Below are 14547 nucleotides of genomic sequence, written 5' to 3' on the forward strand. Positions count from 1 at the left end.
AGCCGTTTCAGGCGGCGGCGCGCACGCGCGAGGCCAGTTCGCGCGTGGCCGGAATCAGCACCCGGCCGTAATCGATGGCGTCCTCGAGCGGGTCGAAGCCGCGAATCAGGAACGTCGTCACACCCAGCGCGTGATATTCAGCGAGCGTCTGCGCCACCTGGCCAGGCGTGCCCACGAGCGCCGTCGAGTTCGAGCGCCCGCCAATTTCCTTCGCGACGGCGGTCCACAGCCGGTCGTCGGCGCGCACGCCTTCGCCCGCTGCCCCGAGCAGGCGGCGCGCGCCTTCGCTCTGAAGCGGGCCACCCTTGTCGAGACCCTGTTCGGCGCGCAGGCGGCGCGTCTCGTCGAGGATGTGTTCGGCGCGCTCCCACGCCGCCTTCTCGGTGTCGGCGAGGATCGGCCGGAACGAAACGGAGAAGCGCACCTGGCGTCCGTGTTTCGCGGCTTCGGCACGCACGCGAGCAATCAGGTCGGCCACGCCTTGCTTCGATTCGCCCCACAGCGCGTACACATCCGCGTGCTTGCCGGCGACCGCGAGCGCGGCTTCGGAAGCGCCGCCGAAGTAGATCGGCACGTGCGGCTGCTGACGCGGCTTGACCTCCGACCACGCCTGTTCGAAGCGATAGAACCGGCCTTCGTGGTCAAACGGCTTGCTTTCGGTCCAGACGCGTTTGAGCACCTGCAGGTACTCGTCGGTGCGCGCGTAGCGCTCGTCGTGGCTCAGGTAGTCGCCGTCGCGCCGTTGATCGACGTCGCTGCCACCCGAGATGAAGTGCACGGCGAGCCGGCCGCCGGAAAAGTGATCGAGCGTCGCGAGCTGGCGCGCGGCGAGCGTTGGCGAAACGAAGCCTGGACGGTGCGCCAGCATGAAATGCACGCGCGACGTCACGCTCGCCGCATAGGCGATCGTCAGCGTGGCGTCGGGGCTGACCGAGCTGTGCGGCACGAGAATGCGGTCGAAGCCTGCGTGTTCGTGCGCCTGCGCAAAGTCGCGAACGTAGTCGACGTCGATGGCCGGACCTTCGGCGAGATGCGTCTCCGACACCTTGCGCTGCTGGATCATGCCGATGAATTCGATGCTCATGCGGGCTCCCTGGATGGACGAACGATCAAAAGAGGCTACCACCCGAGCATGCGAGGTTTAAATATTGAATGCTGATAAACATTCCATTTGCACATGACAAGCAGCGACATGCCGCGCGCCGAAAAAGGAAAGTCCGAATCGTTCTTTGCCGGCGCGCGAGTGCTCACCGATACTCGGATTTCCGGCGCGCGGTTGCGCCCCACGTGCCCCTTCGCAGGACATTCCCATGAGCGATCCCACACTGCGCGACCGTCATGCGCACACCACACTGCGCCTCATCGGCCCCGACCCGGAAGATTGGGTCGTCAACCGTGACGGCATCGATCACAACGTGGTCATCGTGGGCGGTGGCCAGAGCGGCACGGCCTTCGCGTTCGGCTTGCGGCGCGCAGGGATCGGCAAGGTCAGCGTGATCGACGGCGCGGCTGGCGCGCCGCAGGCGGGTGTCTGGACCACACGCGCTCGCATGCAGCGCTTGCGCACGCCCAAGACACTGGCGGGGCCGGAAGCAGGGTTGCCCGCGCTGAGCTTCCAGGCGTGGTACGAAGCGCGCCACGGCGAGGCCGCTTACGCGGCGTTCGAGCGCATTGGCCGGGAAGATTGGGCCGAGTATCTCGCGTGGTATCGGGAATTCCTCGGCATCGCGGTTCGTTACGGCACGACGCTCACACGCATCGAACCCATTGGTGCGCACTTCAGGCTACATCTGGACGTTCGTCACGGCGACGACGTCGTGCGGCGTGTGGAAACGGCGCGTAAGGTGATACTCGCAAACGGCGTGGCGGGCAATGGCAAGCCCAACGTCGCCGCGCCGCTGGCCGTGCTGCCGCGCACGCACCTCGCACATACGTCCGATGCGATCGATTTCGCCGCATTACGCGGCAAGTCCGTCGCAGTGGTGGGGGGCGCGGCTTCGGCGTTCGACGCGGCGGCGACGGCGCTCGAAGCGGGCGCTGCCGATGTGCATCTCTTCGTGCGTCGCGCGCTGTTGCCAAGCCTTCCTGTGACGCGCGCCCGTGCGTATCCCGGCGCCTACGACAACTATCCCGCGCTTCCCGACGCGCTGCGCTGGCGTCAGGCGCTGCGCTTTCGCCGCGCGGGATCGACGCCGCCCGCCGACGCCGTCTCACGCGCCACGCGCTTCCCGAACTTCCATCTGCATCTGGACGCCGTGTGGCAACGCGCGACGGTGGAGGGCACGCGTGTAGCGGCGCGGGTGAACGACGCAACGTTCGCATTCGATTTCGTGATTGCCGGAACAGGTTACGCCGTCGATCTGCACGCGCGGCCCGAGCTTGCCGACCTGGCCGATCACGTGCTGCTCTGGCGCGATCATTACACGCCGGCGCCGCACGAGCAGGACGAGGCGCTCGGCGCGCATCCTTACCTCGGCGCGGCGCTCGAATACCTGGAGAAGGCGCCGGGCACGGCGCCGTTCCTGCGCAATGTTCACGTCTTCAATCCGGCCGCGTTCGTGAGCCGCGGGCTGCCTGTTGGCGACGTGCCGAGCATGAAGCGCGATATCCCCGCCGTGATCCGGCGCATCAGCGAGGATCTGTTTCTCGACGATATCGAGGCGCATGAGGCGCGGATGAGCGCCGTGGTGGCCGCCGATTTCGAGCCGTCGCTGTATGTGGACAGTGTGTACCGTGAAGAGCGCGTCGAGCCGGCGCAATCGCGGTGACGGCGAGGCTTACGCGCCGATCGCAACCGCCCGCTTTTGTGCGAAGTCCCAGCGCTCGGCGTGCGCCGTTTCCACCGGGGCAGGCAGAAGATGCGCGTTGAAGAACGTGTCGGCGATTTTCTGCTGCTCGCCGAAAACCGGGGCGCTGACCTCGCGCACGAGATAGCTTCGGCGTGCGTTGGCGCGCTCGATGGTGGGCGCATCGAGCCCCCAGACCGGCGCGAGCAGCCGCGCGGCGTCCTGCGGCGCGCTGCGCACCCATTGACCGGCGTCGCGCAACTGCGCATAGACCACGGCGATCACGTCCGGCCGCGCCTGCGCAAAACGCGTGGAGGCGAGGTAGTAGCGCTGGTAGGTGGCGAGCCCCTTGCCGTCGGCGAGCACGCGCACGTCGGGCTGCTGGTCGACCGAGGCCACATAGGGGTCCCACGTCACCCACGCGTCGACGCTGCCGTTCTCGAAAGCGGCGCGCCCGTCTGCAGGCGTGAGGTAGTGGATGCGCACTGCTTCGGCGGCCACGTTCGCCTGCGCGAGTGCAGCCAGTAGCAGATAGTGGCTGCCGGCCGCCTTCGTCACGGCGATGTCCTTGTCGCGCAGGTCGGCGAGCGTGCGCAGCGCACCCGCGCGCTTGACGATGATGGCCTGCGCGCCGGGCGAGGGCGCTTCCTGGGCGACGTAGACGAAGCGCGCATGTGCGGCCTGCGCGAAGATCGGCACGGTGTCGGCAACATCGGCGCTGAAATCCACGGCTTGCGCATTGAGCGCTTCGGTGAGCGGCAGGCCGCTCGCGAACTCGCTCCAGCTCACGCTCACACCGAGCGGCGCGAGCGCGGCTTCGAGCTTGCCTTGCGCCTTGAGCACGGTGATCAGCGTAGACGACTTCTGATAGCCGATACGCAGCGTGGAAGCCGGTGCAGCAACAGCGAGGCCCGTGGTCGCCGCGACGCCGAGAATCGATCCATGAATGAGCAGGCGGCGGCGGGAGGGAGAGAACATGGCGGACCCAGCGGATTCAGTTGACGAATCGAAAATGCTGGATGACCTTCGCGCACAAGGCAACGAAGCGATTCTGCTAAGGATTCGCGCGGGAGCGCTTTAGCCGGGTGAACGCGCAATATCAGCGGCGTGATTCGCCTTAATGCGTTTTCACGGCTTTGATATCAGCAGATATTGGATTGGCCGTGACGCACGTGGCGTTAGTATGGATGCCCGATCATTTCCGTCCTTTGACGTTCTCGCGCGATGTCCCGTTCTTTCCCACGTTTTGGCATCTGGGCGCTCGTGCACGGAAGCCGCGCGGCGCTGCAAGACCCCGCTGAACCCTACGATGCCTCGTGGGCCCGCAACAAGGCGCTCGTGCTCGAAGCCGAGCGGCTTGGCTACGACTCGGTGCTCGTGGCGCAGCATACGGTCAATCCGCACGATCCCGCACTCGACCAGCTCGAGGCGTGGACCGCTTCGGCGGCGCTCGCGGCGCTTACCTCGCGCATCGAGATCATCGCCGCGATCAAGCCGTTTCTCCACCATCCGGTCGTGCTCGCGAAAATGGCGCAGCAGATCGAGCACATCAGCGGCGGCCGCTTTGCGATCAACCTCGTGAACGCATGGAACCGGCCTGAACTCGAACGCGCCGGCATCCCGTTTCCGGAACACGACGATCGCTACCACTATGGCCGCGAATGGATCTCGGTGGTTGACGCGTTGCTGCGCGGCGAGCGCGTGACCCATCACGGCGGCCATTTCCACATCGACGATTACCGGCTGCTTCCGGCCGATCCGTTTCGTGCGCGTCCGCGCATCTATGTGGGTGGCGAGTCTGAACCGGCGCGCTCGCTTGTTGCCGCGCACGGCGATACGTGGTTCATCAACGGCCAGCCGTTCGACGACGTGGCGGCCCTGATCGCCGACGTGTCGGCACGCGCGCGGCCCGCCGGCCACGAAGCGTTGCGTTTTGGCCTCTCCGCGTTCGTGATCGCACGTGAAACGCAGGCGGAAGCCGAGGCCCATCTCGAGCATCTCTTCGCTCTGGCCGAACTCGACAAGCCGCTTCGCGAGCGCCAGAAGGCCAACATCGACCCGAACGCCGAAATGTTCAAGACCTTCGCCCGCTCGGCGCGCGTGGGTTCCAATGGCGGTACGGCCGCCGGCCTCGTCGGCGACTACGATACGGTCGCGCGTCGCGTCGCGGCCTTTCACCGGGCGGGCGTCGAGCTATTCATGCTCCAGTTCCAGCCGTTCGAAGACGATATGCGGCGCTTCGCGCAGGAGATCGTCCCGCGCGTGCGCCGCGAACTCGCAGTGTGAAGCGGGTAGCGGCGGGCGCGATCAGAAGAACGCGCCCGTTGGCGGAAGCTGGCCAGTCAGCAGGTTCTGGCCGAGCAGGCGCTCCTTGTAGAGGCGCGGATTGTGCGAGGCGATGACCTTGATGTTGCGCCAGTGCCTGTCCAGCGCGCCCACGCTCGACACCACGGAGCCGGAGCCGAGGTCGATGAGCCAGCTCGCGACTTGCGGCGCGAGATCGTCGATCACGACCTTGGCCTCCGAAGCCGCGAGCGTCGCAGCGAGGGTGGCGGCGTATTCCTCGTTCGTGCCTTCGCTATCCAACGCGCGTTGCAGCGCCTGCACGGCGCGGTCGGCGCTCGCCTCGATGCTCGCTGCGTAGGCGCGAATGCGGCCCAGCAGGGCCTGTAGTGCCGGTTCGTCAGCGGGATGCGCCGCCCCGCCGTGGTAGAAGTTGCGCTTGCGCCCTCGCAGCACCTCGAGCGCATCGAGCACCACGCGCCGAACGATGCCGGCAATGCAGTTGGTCAGGTAGACCTGGTGGAAGGTGAAGCCCCACGGCGCGGCTTCGGGCGCTTTCGGCGGGTCGGGCGCATAGACATGCTCGACCTTTACCACGACGTTGCGGAATCGCGCGGTGCCGGAGCCGGTCAGGCGCTGCCCGAAACCCTGCCAGTCGTCCTCGTCGCTCACGCCTTCGCCGCGTTCGAGCACATATTGCACAGTTGTGTTCGCGCGGCTTTCCACAGCGACACCGATGAATGCATCGTTGTACAGATTACCTGTCGCGTAGACCTTGTCGCCCGAACCCAGATACACCCGTTTGCGCTCGTCCCATTCCAGGCGGCTCAATACGCGACTCGGTCGCGCGCCGGCCGCCGTCGCGTCGCTTTCGACGAAACTGAGCCCGATCGTCTTGCGCTGGCGCACGAGGTCGAGCACGTGCGCATGGAACGGCAGGGTACGTTGCTTGAGCGCGGCTTCCACTTGCCAGAAGTGATTGCGCAAGGCGTGGGCGATGTTCGAATCGGCCGCGGCGACGTCACGCGCCACGGCGAAGAGTTCGCTCAATGACAGGCCGCGGCCGCCATCATCGACGGGCAGGCGCAACGCGCCGAAGCCGAGCGCCTTCAGCGTGGCGATCTCTTCGTGCGGCAGGCGCTGCTCCCGCTCGCGCTGTGCCGCCGTCGCGGCGATCCCGCTTATCGCTTCGGAGAACCCGAGCGCGGCGGACAAGGGCGAGACGAACGCAATCCCGCCGGGCTGGAGGGTGGAGGTTTCAGACATGCGCATTCCCGTTCATGGCGCGTCACACCTTGACGCTGTAATCGGCGACCTTGATGGGCGCGTTGATGATCTTGCGTTGCGCGAGCCAGTCCGCGGCGCGTTGGAACTGCGCCATGAAGGCCGCGTCGTCGGGCTCGTGAAACTGGTTCACGCGCTTCAGGCTCGTCAAATGGTCGCGCACCTGGTCCGGATACTTCGCTTCCCTCTGTACGAGCAGTTCCGATTCGGCGGCATGCGCCGACTGCCAGGCGCCTTCCACGTAATACGCGTCGAGCACGGCGCGCACCAGCTCCGAATTTTCTTCGGAGAACTTGCGACGTGTCACGAGCGAGCTGTAGTCGATGAGGAAGTCGAGATCGCGCCCCTCGTTGAAAATGTCCTTCGCGTCATTCGAATAGCGTGCGATATCCACGGCGGGCGACCACATCGACCATGCGTCGACTCTGCCTTGGGCAAATGCAGGCGCCGCATCGGGCGGATTCAGATAGACGAACTCGACCTTGTCGCGGTCGATATGGTGCTTCTCCAGCGCCGCGATGAGCAGGAACTCGCCGAGCCCCGAGCGGTTCACCGCGACCTTGCGCCCGGCGAGGTCGGCAACCGAGTTGATGCCGCTCGACTTCTTCACGATGATGGCTGTGGACCGCGGCGAATACACGTCGAAGCCGGTGAAGACGATGGGCGAGCCGGCCAGCATGGCGGCGAGCGCGGGCGTGGTGGAGCCCCAGAAGCCGAAGTCCGCGCTACCGCCGACCACGGCCTGAATCGAGGGCGCATGGTTCGGGAACGGACCGACCCATTCGACCTTGATGTTCTTCGCGGCGAGCGTCTTCTCGAATACGCCGCGCTGCCTGGCGATGTCGGGCAGGGCGCCATAACCCCAGCCAATGCGGACCGTGTCGGTGTTGCGCGTGAGCTTGCGGGGCAGCTCGGCCGCCTGCGCGGAAAGAAGAGGCGCAGCTGCGGCGCCGGCAAGCAAACCTCCCGCCGCGAGCAGAAGCTGGCGGCGAGTCAGTGAAACATCGTTCATTCGTGGTGGTTCCTTCTGTAGAGAGCGGAGCGGATCAGTGCGACCGAACGCCCAGTCCCTCGAGCAGCGTGAGCCGCAATGCCTGCGGCGTGCGGTCTTTGGTGTGAAACGAAGCCGCGATGCGCCCGGCGCGCATGACGAGTATCCGGTCCGCGAGCGCGAGTGCCTCGTCGACGTCGTGGGTCACGAGCAGCACGCCCGGCGCGTGGCGCGCGACCAGCTCCTTCACGAGCCCGTGCATCTTGATGCGCGTGAGCGCGTCGAGCGCGGCGAACGGTTCATCGAGCAACAGCAGCGCGGGGTCGCGCACGAGCGCCCGCGCGAGCGCCACGCGCTGCGCCTGACCGCCGGACAGATTGCGCGGCCAGTCGTCCTCGCGGCCTGACAAGCCGACTTCGGCCAGTGCCCGGGTGGCACCGGTGCGCCCGACGCTCGACTCGTGGCCGAGCGCGACGTTCTCCCACAAGGTGGCCCAGGGCAGCAGACGATGCTCCTGAAACACCACGGAGGGCCGCTCTGGCGCGCGAATCTGCCCGGCATCCGGTTTGTCGAGGCCCGCGAGCGCACGCAGCAGCGTGGTCTTGCCGCAGCCGCTTTCGCCAAGCAGCGCGACGAATTCGCCTTTGCGGATATCGAGGTCGAGTGCCTCGATGACGACGCGCTCGCCATAGCGTCGTTGCAGGCCGCGCACCGATACTGCGGACGGCGCCGCGGCGGCTTCGTTTGCGGCGCGATGCGCGCCATTCGCAGGAAGGGACAACGCGACGGTGGAGCCCATTATTTCGCCTCCTTCACGTAGTTAGCGTGCCAGGAGAGGAAGCGCGCTTCGAGCGAGCGAACCAGCGCGTCCGCGGCAACGCCGATGATCGCGTAAATAATCATGGTCAACAGGATGACGTTGGTTTGCAGGAACTCGCGAGCGTCCATGGCGAGAAAGCCGATGCCCTTGGTCGTCGCGAGCGTTTCGGCGATCACGAGGGCGAGCCACGCGTGCGCCAGCGCGTAACGCACGCCGGTGAGGATCGAAGGCATGGCGCCAGGCAGGATGATCCGGCGCACCACGGCAGGCCAGTTCAAGCCGATCACCTTGGCCAGTTCCATCAGCTTGGGATCGATCTGTCGAATGCCGAGCATCGTGTTGATGTAGACGGGAAACAGCACGGCGAGCGCGACCAGAAAGATCTTCGCGACTTCGCCCACGCCGAACCACACGATGACGAGCGGCAGCATCGCGAGAAAGGGAATCGCGCGCACCATCTGGATCGACCGGTCGATGAGCGCCTGCGCGAGCCGGGAAAAACCCACCAGTACGCCAAGCACGAGGCCGATCGTGCCGCCGATCAGGAAGCCGGTGACGGCACGCAGCAGCGAGACGCCGAGGTGCACGAACAGGTCGCCGCTGCGGGCAAGGTCCCACGCTGTCGCGGCGACGCTGCTCGGCGCCGGTAGCACTTGCGGCGCGATCCAGCCCACGCGCGCCGCGAGTTCCCAGACTACGACGATCAGCGCGGGGATCGCCCACGAGAGCCAGTAGTAAAAGCGGCCCGTCGAAAGCCGCGAGCCGCCGGCGCGCGAAGGCAGTCCATAGCGGTTTGAAGAGGAGGTGACGTCAGCCATGTCGGTTCCGTAATTGCGGTGAGTGTCCGGGCGATGGACGCCCGTTCAGGGAGCGGTCGACGAGAACTGTTTGTCGAAGCTCGGCGCAACGTCGAGGCGTGTTTTGATGACGTCCGCGCGCAGGTAGAGATCGGCGGTGCGCTGCTGCTCGGCGATCACGCTGTTGTCAATCGGCACGGGATGCAGTTGCGCGCGCTGATAGACGGTCTTGAGCACGTCGGCGGGCAGGCCCGTCACGCGCGACTGGATCGCCGCGACTTCGTCAGGATGCGAGAGCGCCCAGCGCTGGCCGGCCGCCACGCGACGCAGGAAGTCGGCGAGTTCGGCGTGCTTGTCGCGGATCGCCGTATCGGTGGCGGCCTCGAAGCTCAAGCCCGACGAAACGCCCACGCCGTTCGCGATGCTGCGCGTATGCTGGCGCGCTTCGGTGAGCGCCACGTAAGGGTCCCATGTGGACCAGGCGTCCACGCTGCCGGTGGCGAGCGCGGCCTGGGCGTCGACGGGCTGCATGTACGACAAGATCACGTCGGTGAGCTTGAGGTTCGCATGCTCGAGCGTGGCGACGGCGAGATAGTGGCCGATCGAGCCGCGCGTGGTGGCGATCCGCTTGCCCTTGAGGTCGGCGGCGTCGCGGATGGGCGAGGTGTCGGGCACGACGATCGCAAGATCGACAGGCGTCGAGCGTGCGGCCGATACGGCGCGGATTTTCGCGCCTGCCGAGTACGCGAAGATGAGCGGGGCGTCGCCCAGACCGCCAACGTCGATCGCGCCCGCATTGAGCGCTTCGCCAAGCGGCTGCGCGGCGGGGAAATTGAACCATTCGATCTCGTAGGGCACATCCTTTAGCTGGCCCGACGCTTCGAGTATGCCGCGCGTCTGGAACTGCTGGTCGCCGACCTTGAGCGTGGCGGCGGATGCGGCCAGCGGCAACGTTGCAGCAATAGCGACAAGAAAGCGGACATAAGCGCGGCGCATGAAAGATTCCCTGGGTAATGCGTGTGACGAAGAGAGCACGATACGGAGCGCTCCCGTATAAGGCAAACGCATTGTTCTTCTAAGGAAATATGCAGATCGCAAATGCGACGCCGCTTGAACGAAGCGCTGCAACGACGCTAAGCTACGCGATCAATACACCGGGACCATCATGACACTCGACGAGATCGAAGCCTTCGTCGCCGTGGTACGCAGCGAGTCGCTGAGCCACGCGGCCGAACGGCTCGAACTGACGCAGCCCGCCGTGACTCGCCGCATCCAGAATTTCGAGGAAGCATTGGGCGTGGCGCTGCTCGATCGCAACACCAAGCCCATGCGCACGACGCCGATGGGCCGCGCCGTGTACGACCAGTGTCGCGCCATCGTGCGAGAGATCGACGCTCTGCGGCAGCTCGTGAACGACGGGGCGCCGCTTGCGGGCGTGCTGCGTGTGGGCGTGGCGCAAACCGTTGCGGACATCGCGATGCTCGACGCGCTGCAATCGCTGCGTCACGCGCATCCCGGGTTGCAGGCGCGCGTGTCCACGGGATGGGGCGCACCGCTGCTGCAAAAAGTGGAGGACGGTGAACTCGACGCGGCCGTCGTGCTGTTGCCCGCGAACCGCGCGTTGTCCGAAACGCTGGTGGCGGAATCGCTCAGCTCGCTCAAGCTCGCCGTGGTCGCGCAAAAGGGGCTGCTGAAGCGCCGCGCCTGGGCGCTCGCCGAATGTCAGTCGTACGGCTGGGTGCTCAATCCGGACGGTTGCGGCTTTCGCGCCGGCCTGCAGCATGCGCTCGCCGCGCAAGGCCACGCACTCAAACTGAATTTCGAAACGCTCGGCACCGAGTTGCAGCTCGGGCTCGTCGCGGACGGCGTGGGCCTCGGCGTCGTGCCGTATCCGCTCGTCGTGGCGAGCGCGCACGCCGATTTGCTGGACGTCGTGCAGGTGAGCGACTTCAAGCCCGAAATCACGGTGCGGATCGTTCGCTCACGCGCCATTGGCAAGATGGAATCCGCTATCGCGGTGCTGGCGCAAAGCATTGCGCAAAGCTTCAAGTCGGCAAAGCTTGCACGCGCGGCGTGAGCGGCGGTAGCGCCTGCGGCGGGCGGCAGCGGCTATGCGGTCGGGTCGACGGCGCGAATCTTATGAGGTCTCGCGGTCTCGTCCCGAGAAAAACTGATCGTCAGGCACGACATTGAGCGCGATCGTCAGACGATTCGCGTAATTGAAGAAAGCGGATATTTCGAGGATCTCGACGACGGCCTCACGCGTGAAGCCGAGGTCGTGGAGCCGCTGCAAAGCGCTGTCGTCGACGAGGCCGGGTTCGCGCGTGAGCTGCTCCGCAATCCCGGCGAGCGCCGCCTCCTTCGGATCCAGCCGCACGTGATGCCATCCTTGCGCGATGCGCTGTGCGCGCACGGTGTCGCCGAGCGCAGTCGCGAGCGACTGGGTGTGGTTGAACACACAATAGCTGCACGTGTTGGCTGCGGAAGTGACGACCGCGATCAGTTCTCGCTCGGCGGCCGTCAGGCGGCTGCGATGCGGGTCGAACAGATGTTCGTAGAACGCCACGAGCCGCCACGCCGTGTCGGGGTTGACGGCCAGCGCGGCCAGCCAGTTTGGCACGAAGCCGTATTGGCGCCGAAATCGCTCGAAGAGCCCGGCAGCATGCGGCGGCAGCGCCGATTCTTCGGGCAGGCCAAGCCGGGAGACGGGCTCGTTTGCGATGTCGTGACCGGCAACGAAATCCGCCCGACGCGATGAGATATCGATAGTAGATGCGGCAGTAGACATAAAAGGACTCCTTATGTTTTGCGTGCGAGCCGGTAATCTTCGAAGAATCGCTGAGATGCGTGCGCTATGCGGTCTGACCGAGGACGCCCAGCCATAGCTGGCCGATCAACTCGTGCGTTGCGTCGGCGTTGGGCGGATGGAACGCGCCGGCGCGCACGTCGCGGAAAAGCCGTTCGAGTTCTTGCCGGCGCGAGAGCGAACCCGCGCCGCTCACCTGCAACGCGAGATTGACCACACGCAGCGCGCCATCGACGGCGTGCTGCTTGGCCGCAAGGAGTTGCGCGAGCCACAGTTCGCCAGGTGCGTAGCCGTCCCACCAGCGCTGTGCGGTGCGCTCGAGCAGCGCCTCGATGCTCTCCAGTTCGATCGCGGCTTGCGCGACGTGGGCCTGCGTGAGCGGCTTGAACGCATACGTCTGGCCGCCCAGCGCGAGAGAACGCCGCGATCGTGCGGCATCGAGCGCAAGGTCGAAAGCGCGCTTCGCAATGCCGTAATACACCGCGCCAAGGCCCGGTAGTACCGCGCCGAGAATGCCGTCGACGAATGGATCGTCGGGCGGCCCCGCGGGCAGCACGCGGGTGACGTGCTCGGGCTGCGCAACGACGCCTTCGAGCCACGTGTCGTGACTACTCGTCGCACGCAATCCGAGCGCATCCCACGTGGGCTCGGTGCGATGGCCCGCCGCGTCCCGGCGAATGAAGGCGTGCACGATGCGCGGATTGGCCGGATCGCTATCGTCGCGTCCATGCACGCCGAGCCAGTCCCATGCGGGCGCGAGCGACGTGAAGATCTTGTGGCCGTCGAAGCGCCAGGCGCCGCCGGGTAGCGGCGTCGCGCGTACTGTCGAGTCCGCGAGGCCTGCATCGTTGCCCGGCTCGCCATGGCCTGCGGCGAATACCTTGCCCGCGCCGATCTCGCGCAGAATCCAGTCGGCCGAATGATCGCCGCGCCGCCACAGATGCAAGGCGGCGCCTGCCCAGTAGAGATGCATGTTGAGAGCGAGCGCCGTGGCGGGCGCCCGGGAGGCGAGCCTGATCTGTTCGCGCAATAGCGCCGGCAGCGTGAAACCAAGGCCGCCGAACTGGCGCGGTACGCTTGCACGCAGGAAGCCTGATGCGTGGAGGTCAGCCAGATCCTCTGCGAAGAACGCGTTCTCGCGGTCGTACTGCGCCGCGCGGGCACCGATGCGCTCCAGCAGTGATTCGGTGAGCAGTGGCGACCCCGCTTGCGGGGTGAGCGAAGATTGCGGCGCTTGCTGTTCCAGTACGGTACCCAAGACGTTACCTCCTGCATGGGGCGCGAGCGCGGGTCACGTCACCGTGTGGCGGAAGTGGCCGCAGCCGCAGCGATCCAGATACGGTTGAGAGGTCGCGCTTCAGGACTGCGGGAGCGCGCGGGCGGTGTCATCCGCTCGTTGCCATTATGGTTTGGGATGCGAGCCGTGGCCAATATCAAATCGAGATTTGCATATCGAAGTCAGATAATATGGATGCCGAATCATACGCGTTACCTTTCCGATTTGTTCGATGCAGCGGAAGGTGCGCGACGAAAGGGATGTTTGTCCGCGCCGCGATCAATGCACGTAGCCACCCTTCACGTAACGCACCGGCTCCGCGTCAATGCGTAACAGTAGCGAAGTGAGCGGATCGGACCGCCCGCGGCTCACGCGCCCGCCGCGTTCAGCGCGTTCTGCGCCCGCGCCGGCGGCTGTGCAGAGCAGCGCCGCGTTGGCCCATGCGGGGTCGCCCGGTTTCGCCTCGGCGCGCAGCCAGCCGTCGCGATCGGCGATCAGCTGCGCGCCCGCGAAGGCTTGCGCATTCACGCCCGCTATGCCCGCGAACACATTCCACGCATCCGGGGAGACGGCCACACACGAGGCGTCGCCATTCGCTGCCCAACGCGCGGCTTCGGATGGCGCGGGCAACGCGCCGTCGCGGAACAGCAGCAGCGTTTGCCAGCGCGGATCTTCGAGAGGCGGCGCGGGCCCATCGACGGCCACGGCCCTCACGCGCTGTCCTGCGCGCCAACTGGCCAGCGGCACGGCCGGCGCGTCGCCGCAGCGCACGTCTAGTGCAGGCAGCGCCACAGGCACCGGCCAGCCTTCGCCGTCCTGCGCGCCGCCGCCCGCGGCCAGCACCTTCAGGTAATCGAGAATGGCCCACGTTTGCGCATCGGACAGGCGTGCTTCGAATCCGGGCATCGATTGCGCGCCGTCGCGTGCGTGCATGCCATGCAGCACGCGCCAGAACAATTCCCCGTCCAGACGATGACCGAGCAGCGGGCCCACGACGGTCGGCGGCCAGCGCACGAGCGTGGCGGCGCGCGGGCCGTCGCCGCGGCCCGTGTCGCCGTGGCAGGCCGCGCACTCGTGCGCATAGTGTGCAGCGCCACGCGCGATCGCCTCGACCGAGAAGGGTGTGGTCTGGAAGCTGGTGGGCACGGCGTCGGCGAGCCACAGCGAGGTGTCGGGCCACGGCGCGAACCAGGCGGCGAGTGCGGCCACGGCGAACAGCGCGATGCGCCGCCCGCGCCAGAACAGGCCGGCGACCGCGAGCAGCAGTGCGCCGCCGGTGGCGGCGAGCGCGAGTGCGAGCCGGCGCGCGACGCCCGCGTCGATCAGCAGAACCTCGACGGCGAGCCGTTTCGGCCACGGCCACGCGGGCTGGCCGTGGCTGTCGCCTGCGACGCCGAGCGCGTGCGCAACACTGCCGAGTGCGACCTGCGCAGCCTGCAGCGCGCCGAGAAACGGGTTGAGCCAGGCGTTGCCGGAGAGCAGCTCGCTCATCGCTGCGCCTCGG

Annotated in this window: 13 protein-coding genes; 3 read left to right on the top strand and 10 right to left on the bottom strand. The window is 66.6% G+C overall.

Going from position 1 to position 14547, the window contains the following annotated elements:
• Window positions 1-7: 7 nt before the first annotated feature.
• Window positions 8-1084: an LLM class flavin-dependent oxidoreductase gene (locus tag AB4Y44_RS11225; protein ID WP_368699553.1), complete on the bottom strand. Its 1077-nt coding sequence runs from the start codon at window positions 1082-1084 to the stop codon at window positions 8-10.
• Window positions 1085-1310: 226 nt separating this feature from the next.
• Between AB4Y44_RS11225 and AB4Y44_RS11230 the strand changes: the two genes are divergently transcribed.
• The gene (locus AB4Y44_RS11230) at window positions 1311-2768 is read left to right on the top strand and encodes an NAD(P)-binding domain-containing protein (RefSeq protein ID WP_368699554.1); all 1458 of its coding nucleotides are present in this window, start codon (window positions 1311-1313) and stop codon (window positions 2766-2768) included.
• A gap of 9 nt (window positions 2769-2777) precedes the next feature.
• On the opposite strand, the gene AB4Y44_RS11235 is transcribed toward AB4Y44_RS11230, so the two are convergent.
• Window positions 2778-3764 carry an aliphatic sulfonate ABC transporter substrate-binding protein gene (locus AB4Y44_RS11235; protein WP_368699555.1) on the bottom strand — a complete coding sequence of 329 codons (987 nt, stop codon included), beginning with the start codon at window positions 3762-3764 and terminating at the stop codon, window positions 2778-2780.
• Between the two features lie 246 nt (window positions 3765-4010).
• On the opposite strand from AB4Y44_RS11235, the gene AB4Y44_RS11240 reads away from it, so the two are divergent.
• Window positions 4011-5072, top strand: coding sequence for an LLM class flavin-dependent oxidoreductase (locus AB4Y44_RS11240; protein WP_368699556.1), 1062 nt, complete (start codon window positions 4011-4013; stop codon window positions 5070-5072).
• A 21-nt stretch (window positions 5073-5093) separates the two neighbouring features.
• On the opposite strand, the gene AB4Y44_RS11245 is transcribed toward AB4Y44_RS11240, so the two are convergent.
• From AB4Y44_RS11245 to AB4Y44_RS11265, 5 genes are read right to left on the bottom strand one after another with little or no spacing between them, the layout of a single operon-like run.
• Window positions 5094-6335 carry an acyl-CoA dehydrogenase family protein gene (locus AB4Y44_RS11245; RefSeq protein ID WP_368699557.1) on the bottom strand — a complete coding sequence of 414 codons (1242 nt, stop codon included), beginning with the start codon at window positions 6333-6335 and terminating at the stop codon, window positions 5094-5096.
• Window positions 6336-6357: 22 nt separating this feature from the next.
• A complete protein-coding gene (locus AB4Y44_RS11250; protein ID WP_342924037.1) occupies window positions 6358-7365 on the bottom strand; it encodes an NrtA/SsuA/CpmA family ABC transporter substrate-binding protein in 1008 nt (335 codons plus the stop codon).
• Window positions 7366-7399: 34 nt separating this feature from the next.
• The gene (locus tag AB4Y44_RS11255) at window positions 7400-8143 is read right to left on the bottom strand and encodes an ABC transporter ATP-binding protein (RefSeq protein WP_368699558.1); all 744 of its coding nucleotides are present in this window, start codon (window positions 8141-8143) and stop codon (window positions 7400-7402) included.
• Window positions 8143-8982 (bottom strand): ABC transporter permease subunit, encoded by an 840-nt coding sequence (locus AB4Y44_RS11260; RefSeq protein ID WP_368699559.1) that lies wholly within the window; start codon window positions 8980-8982, stop codon window positions 8143-8145. Before AB4Y44_RS11260 ends, AB4Y44_RS11255 begins: the two co-directional genes overlap by 1 nt.
• A 45-nt stretch (window positions 8983-9027) precedes the next feature.
• Window positions 9028-9957, bottom strand: a complete 930-nt coding sequence (locus tag AB4Y44_RS11265) for an ABC transporter substrate-binding protein (RefSeq protein ID WP_342924040.1) — start codon at window positions 9955-9957, stop codon at window positions 9028-9030.
• Between the two features lie 169 nt (window positions 9958-10126).
• Here AB4Y44_RS11265 and AB4Y44_RS11270 point away from each other — a divergent pair, with 169 nt between their 5' ends.
• Complete coding sequence (locus AB4Y44_RS11270; protein ID WP_342924041.1) at window positions 10127-11038, top strand: LysR family transcriptional regulator; 912 nt, start codon at window positions 10127-10129, stop codon at window positions 11036-11038.
• Window positions 11039-11098: 60 nt separating this feature from the next.
• On the opposite strand, the gene AB4Y44_RS11275 is transcribed toward AB4Y44_RS11270, so the two are convergent.
• From AB4Y44_RS11275 to AB4Y44_RS11285, 3 genes are all read right to left on the bottom strand, one after another.
• Window positions 11099-11749 carry a peroxidase-related enzyme gene (locus AB4Y44_RS11275; protein ID WP_342924042.1) on the bottom strand — a complete coding sequence of 217 codons (651 nt, stop codon included), beginning with the start codon at window positions 11747-11749 and terminating at the stop codon, window positions 11099-11101.
• A gap of 64 nt (window positions 11750-11813) precedes the next feature.
• The gene (locus AB4Y44_RS11280; protein ID WP_342924043.1) at window positions 11814-13025 is read right to left on the bottom strand and encodes an acyl-CoA dehydrogenase family protein; all 1212 of its coding nucleotides are present in this window, start codon (window positions 13023-13025) and stop codon (window positions 11814-11816) included.
• Between the two features lie 297 nt (window positions 13026-13322).
• The gene (locus AB4Y44_RS11285; protein WP_368699560.1) at window positions 13323-14534 is read right to left on the bottom strand and encodes a cytochrome c; all 1212 of its coding nucleotides are present in this window, start codon (window positions 14532-14534) and stop codon (window positions 13323-13325) included.
• Between the last annotated feature and the right edge of the window lie 13 nt (window positions 14535-14547).

The organism is Paraburkholderia sp. BR10937 (assembly GCF_040965695.1).
GTDB lineage: Bacteria > Pseudomonadota > Gammaproteobacteria > Burkholderiales > Burkholderiaceae > Paraburkholderia.

What these genes read in the sequence shown, in the direction of transcription:
- AB4Y44_RS11250 (WP_342924037.1), bottom strand. Translation starts at nt 7,365, where the DNA reads ATGAACGATGTTTCACTGACTCGCCGCCAGCTTCTGCTCGCGGCGGGA.
- AB4Y44_RS11265 (WP_342924040.1), bottom strand. Translation starts at nt 9,957, where the DNA reads ATGCGCCGCGCTTATGTCCGCTTTCTTGTCGCTATTGCTGCAACGTTG.
- AB4Y44_RS11235 (WP_368699555.1), bottom strand. Translation starts at nt 3,764, where the DNA reads ATGTTCTCTCCCTCCCGCCGCCGCCTGCTCATTCATGGATCGATTCTC.
- AB4Y44_RS11275 (WP_342924042.1), bottom strand. Translation starts at nt 11,749, where the DNA reads ATGTCTACTGCCGCATCTACTATCGATATCTCATCGCGTCGGGCGGAT.
- AB4Y44_RS11255 (WP_368699558.1), bottom strand. Translation starts at nt 8,143, where the DNA reads ATGGGCTCCACCGTCGCGTTGTCCCTTCCTGCGAATGGCGCGCATCGC.
- AB4Y44_RS11230 (WP_368699554.1), top strand. Translation starts at nt 1,311, where the DNA reads ATGAGCGATCCCACACTGCGCGACCGTCATGCGCACACCACACTGCGC.
- AB4Y44_RS11240 (WP_368699556.1), top strand. Translation starts at nt 4,011, where the DNA reads ATGTCCCGTTCTTTCCCACGTTTTGGCATCTGGGCGCTCGTGCACGGA.
- AB4Y44_RS11225 (WP_368699553.1), bottom strand. Translation starts at nt 1,084, where the DNA reads ATGAGCATCGAATTCATCGGCATGATCCAGCAGCGCAAGGTGTCGGAG.
- AB4Y44_RS11260 (WP_368699559.1), bottom strand. Translation starts at nt 8,982, where the DNA reads ATGGCTGACGTCACCTCCTCTTCAAACCGCTATGGACTGCCTTCGCGC.
- AB4Y44_RS11270 (WP_342924041.1), top strand. Translation starts at nt 10,127, where the DNA reads ATGACACTCGACGAGATCGAAGCCTTCGTCGCCGTGGTACGCAGCGAG.
- AB4Y44_RS11285 (WP_368699560.1), bottom strand. Translation starts at nt 14,534, where the DNA reads ATGAGCGAGCTGCTCTCCGGCAACGCCTGGCTCAACCCGTTTCTCGGC.
- AB4Y44_RS11245 (WP_368699557.1), bottom strand. Translation starts at nt 6,335, where the DNA reads ATGTCTGAAACCTCCACCCTCCAGCCCGGCGGGATTGCGTTCGTCTCG.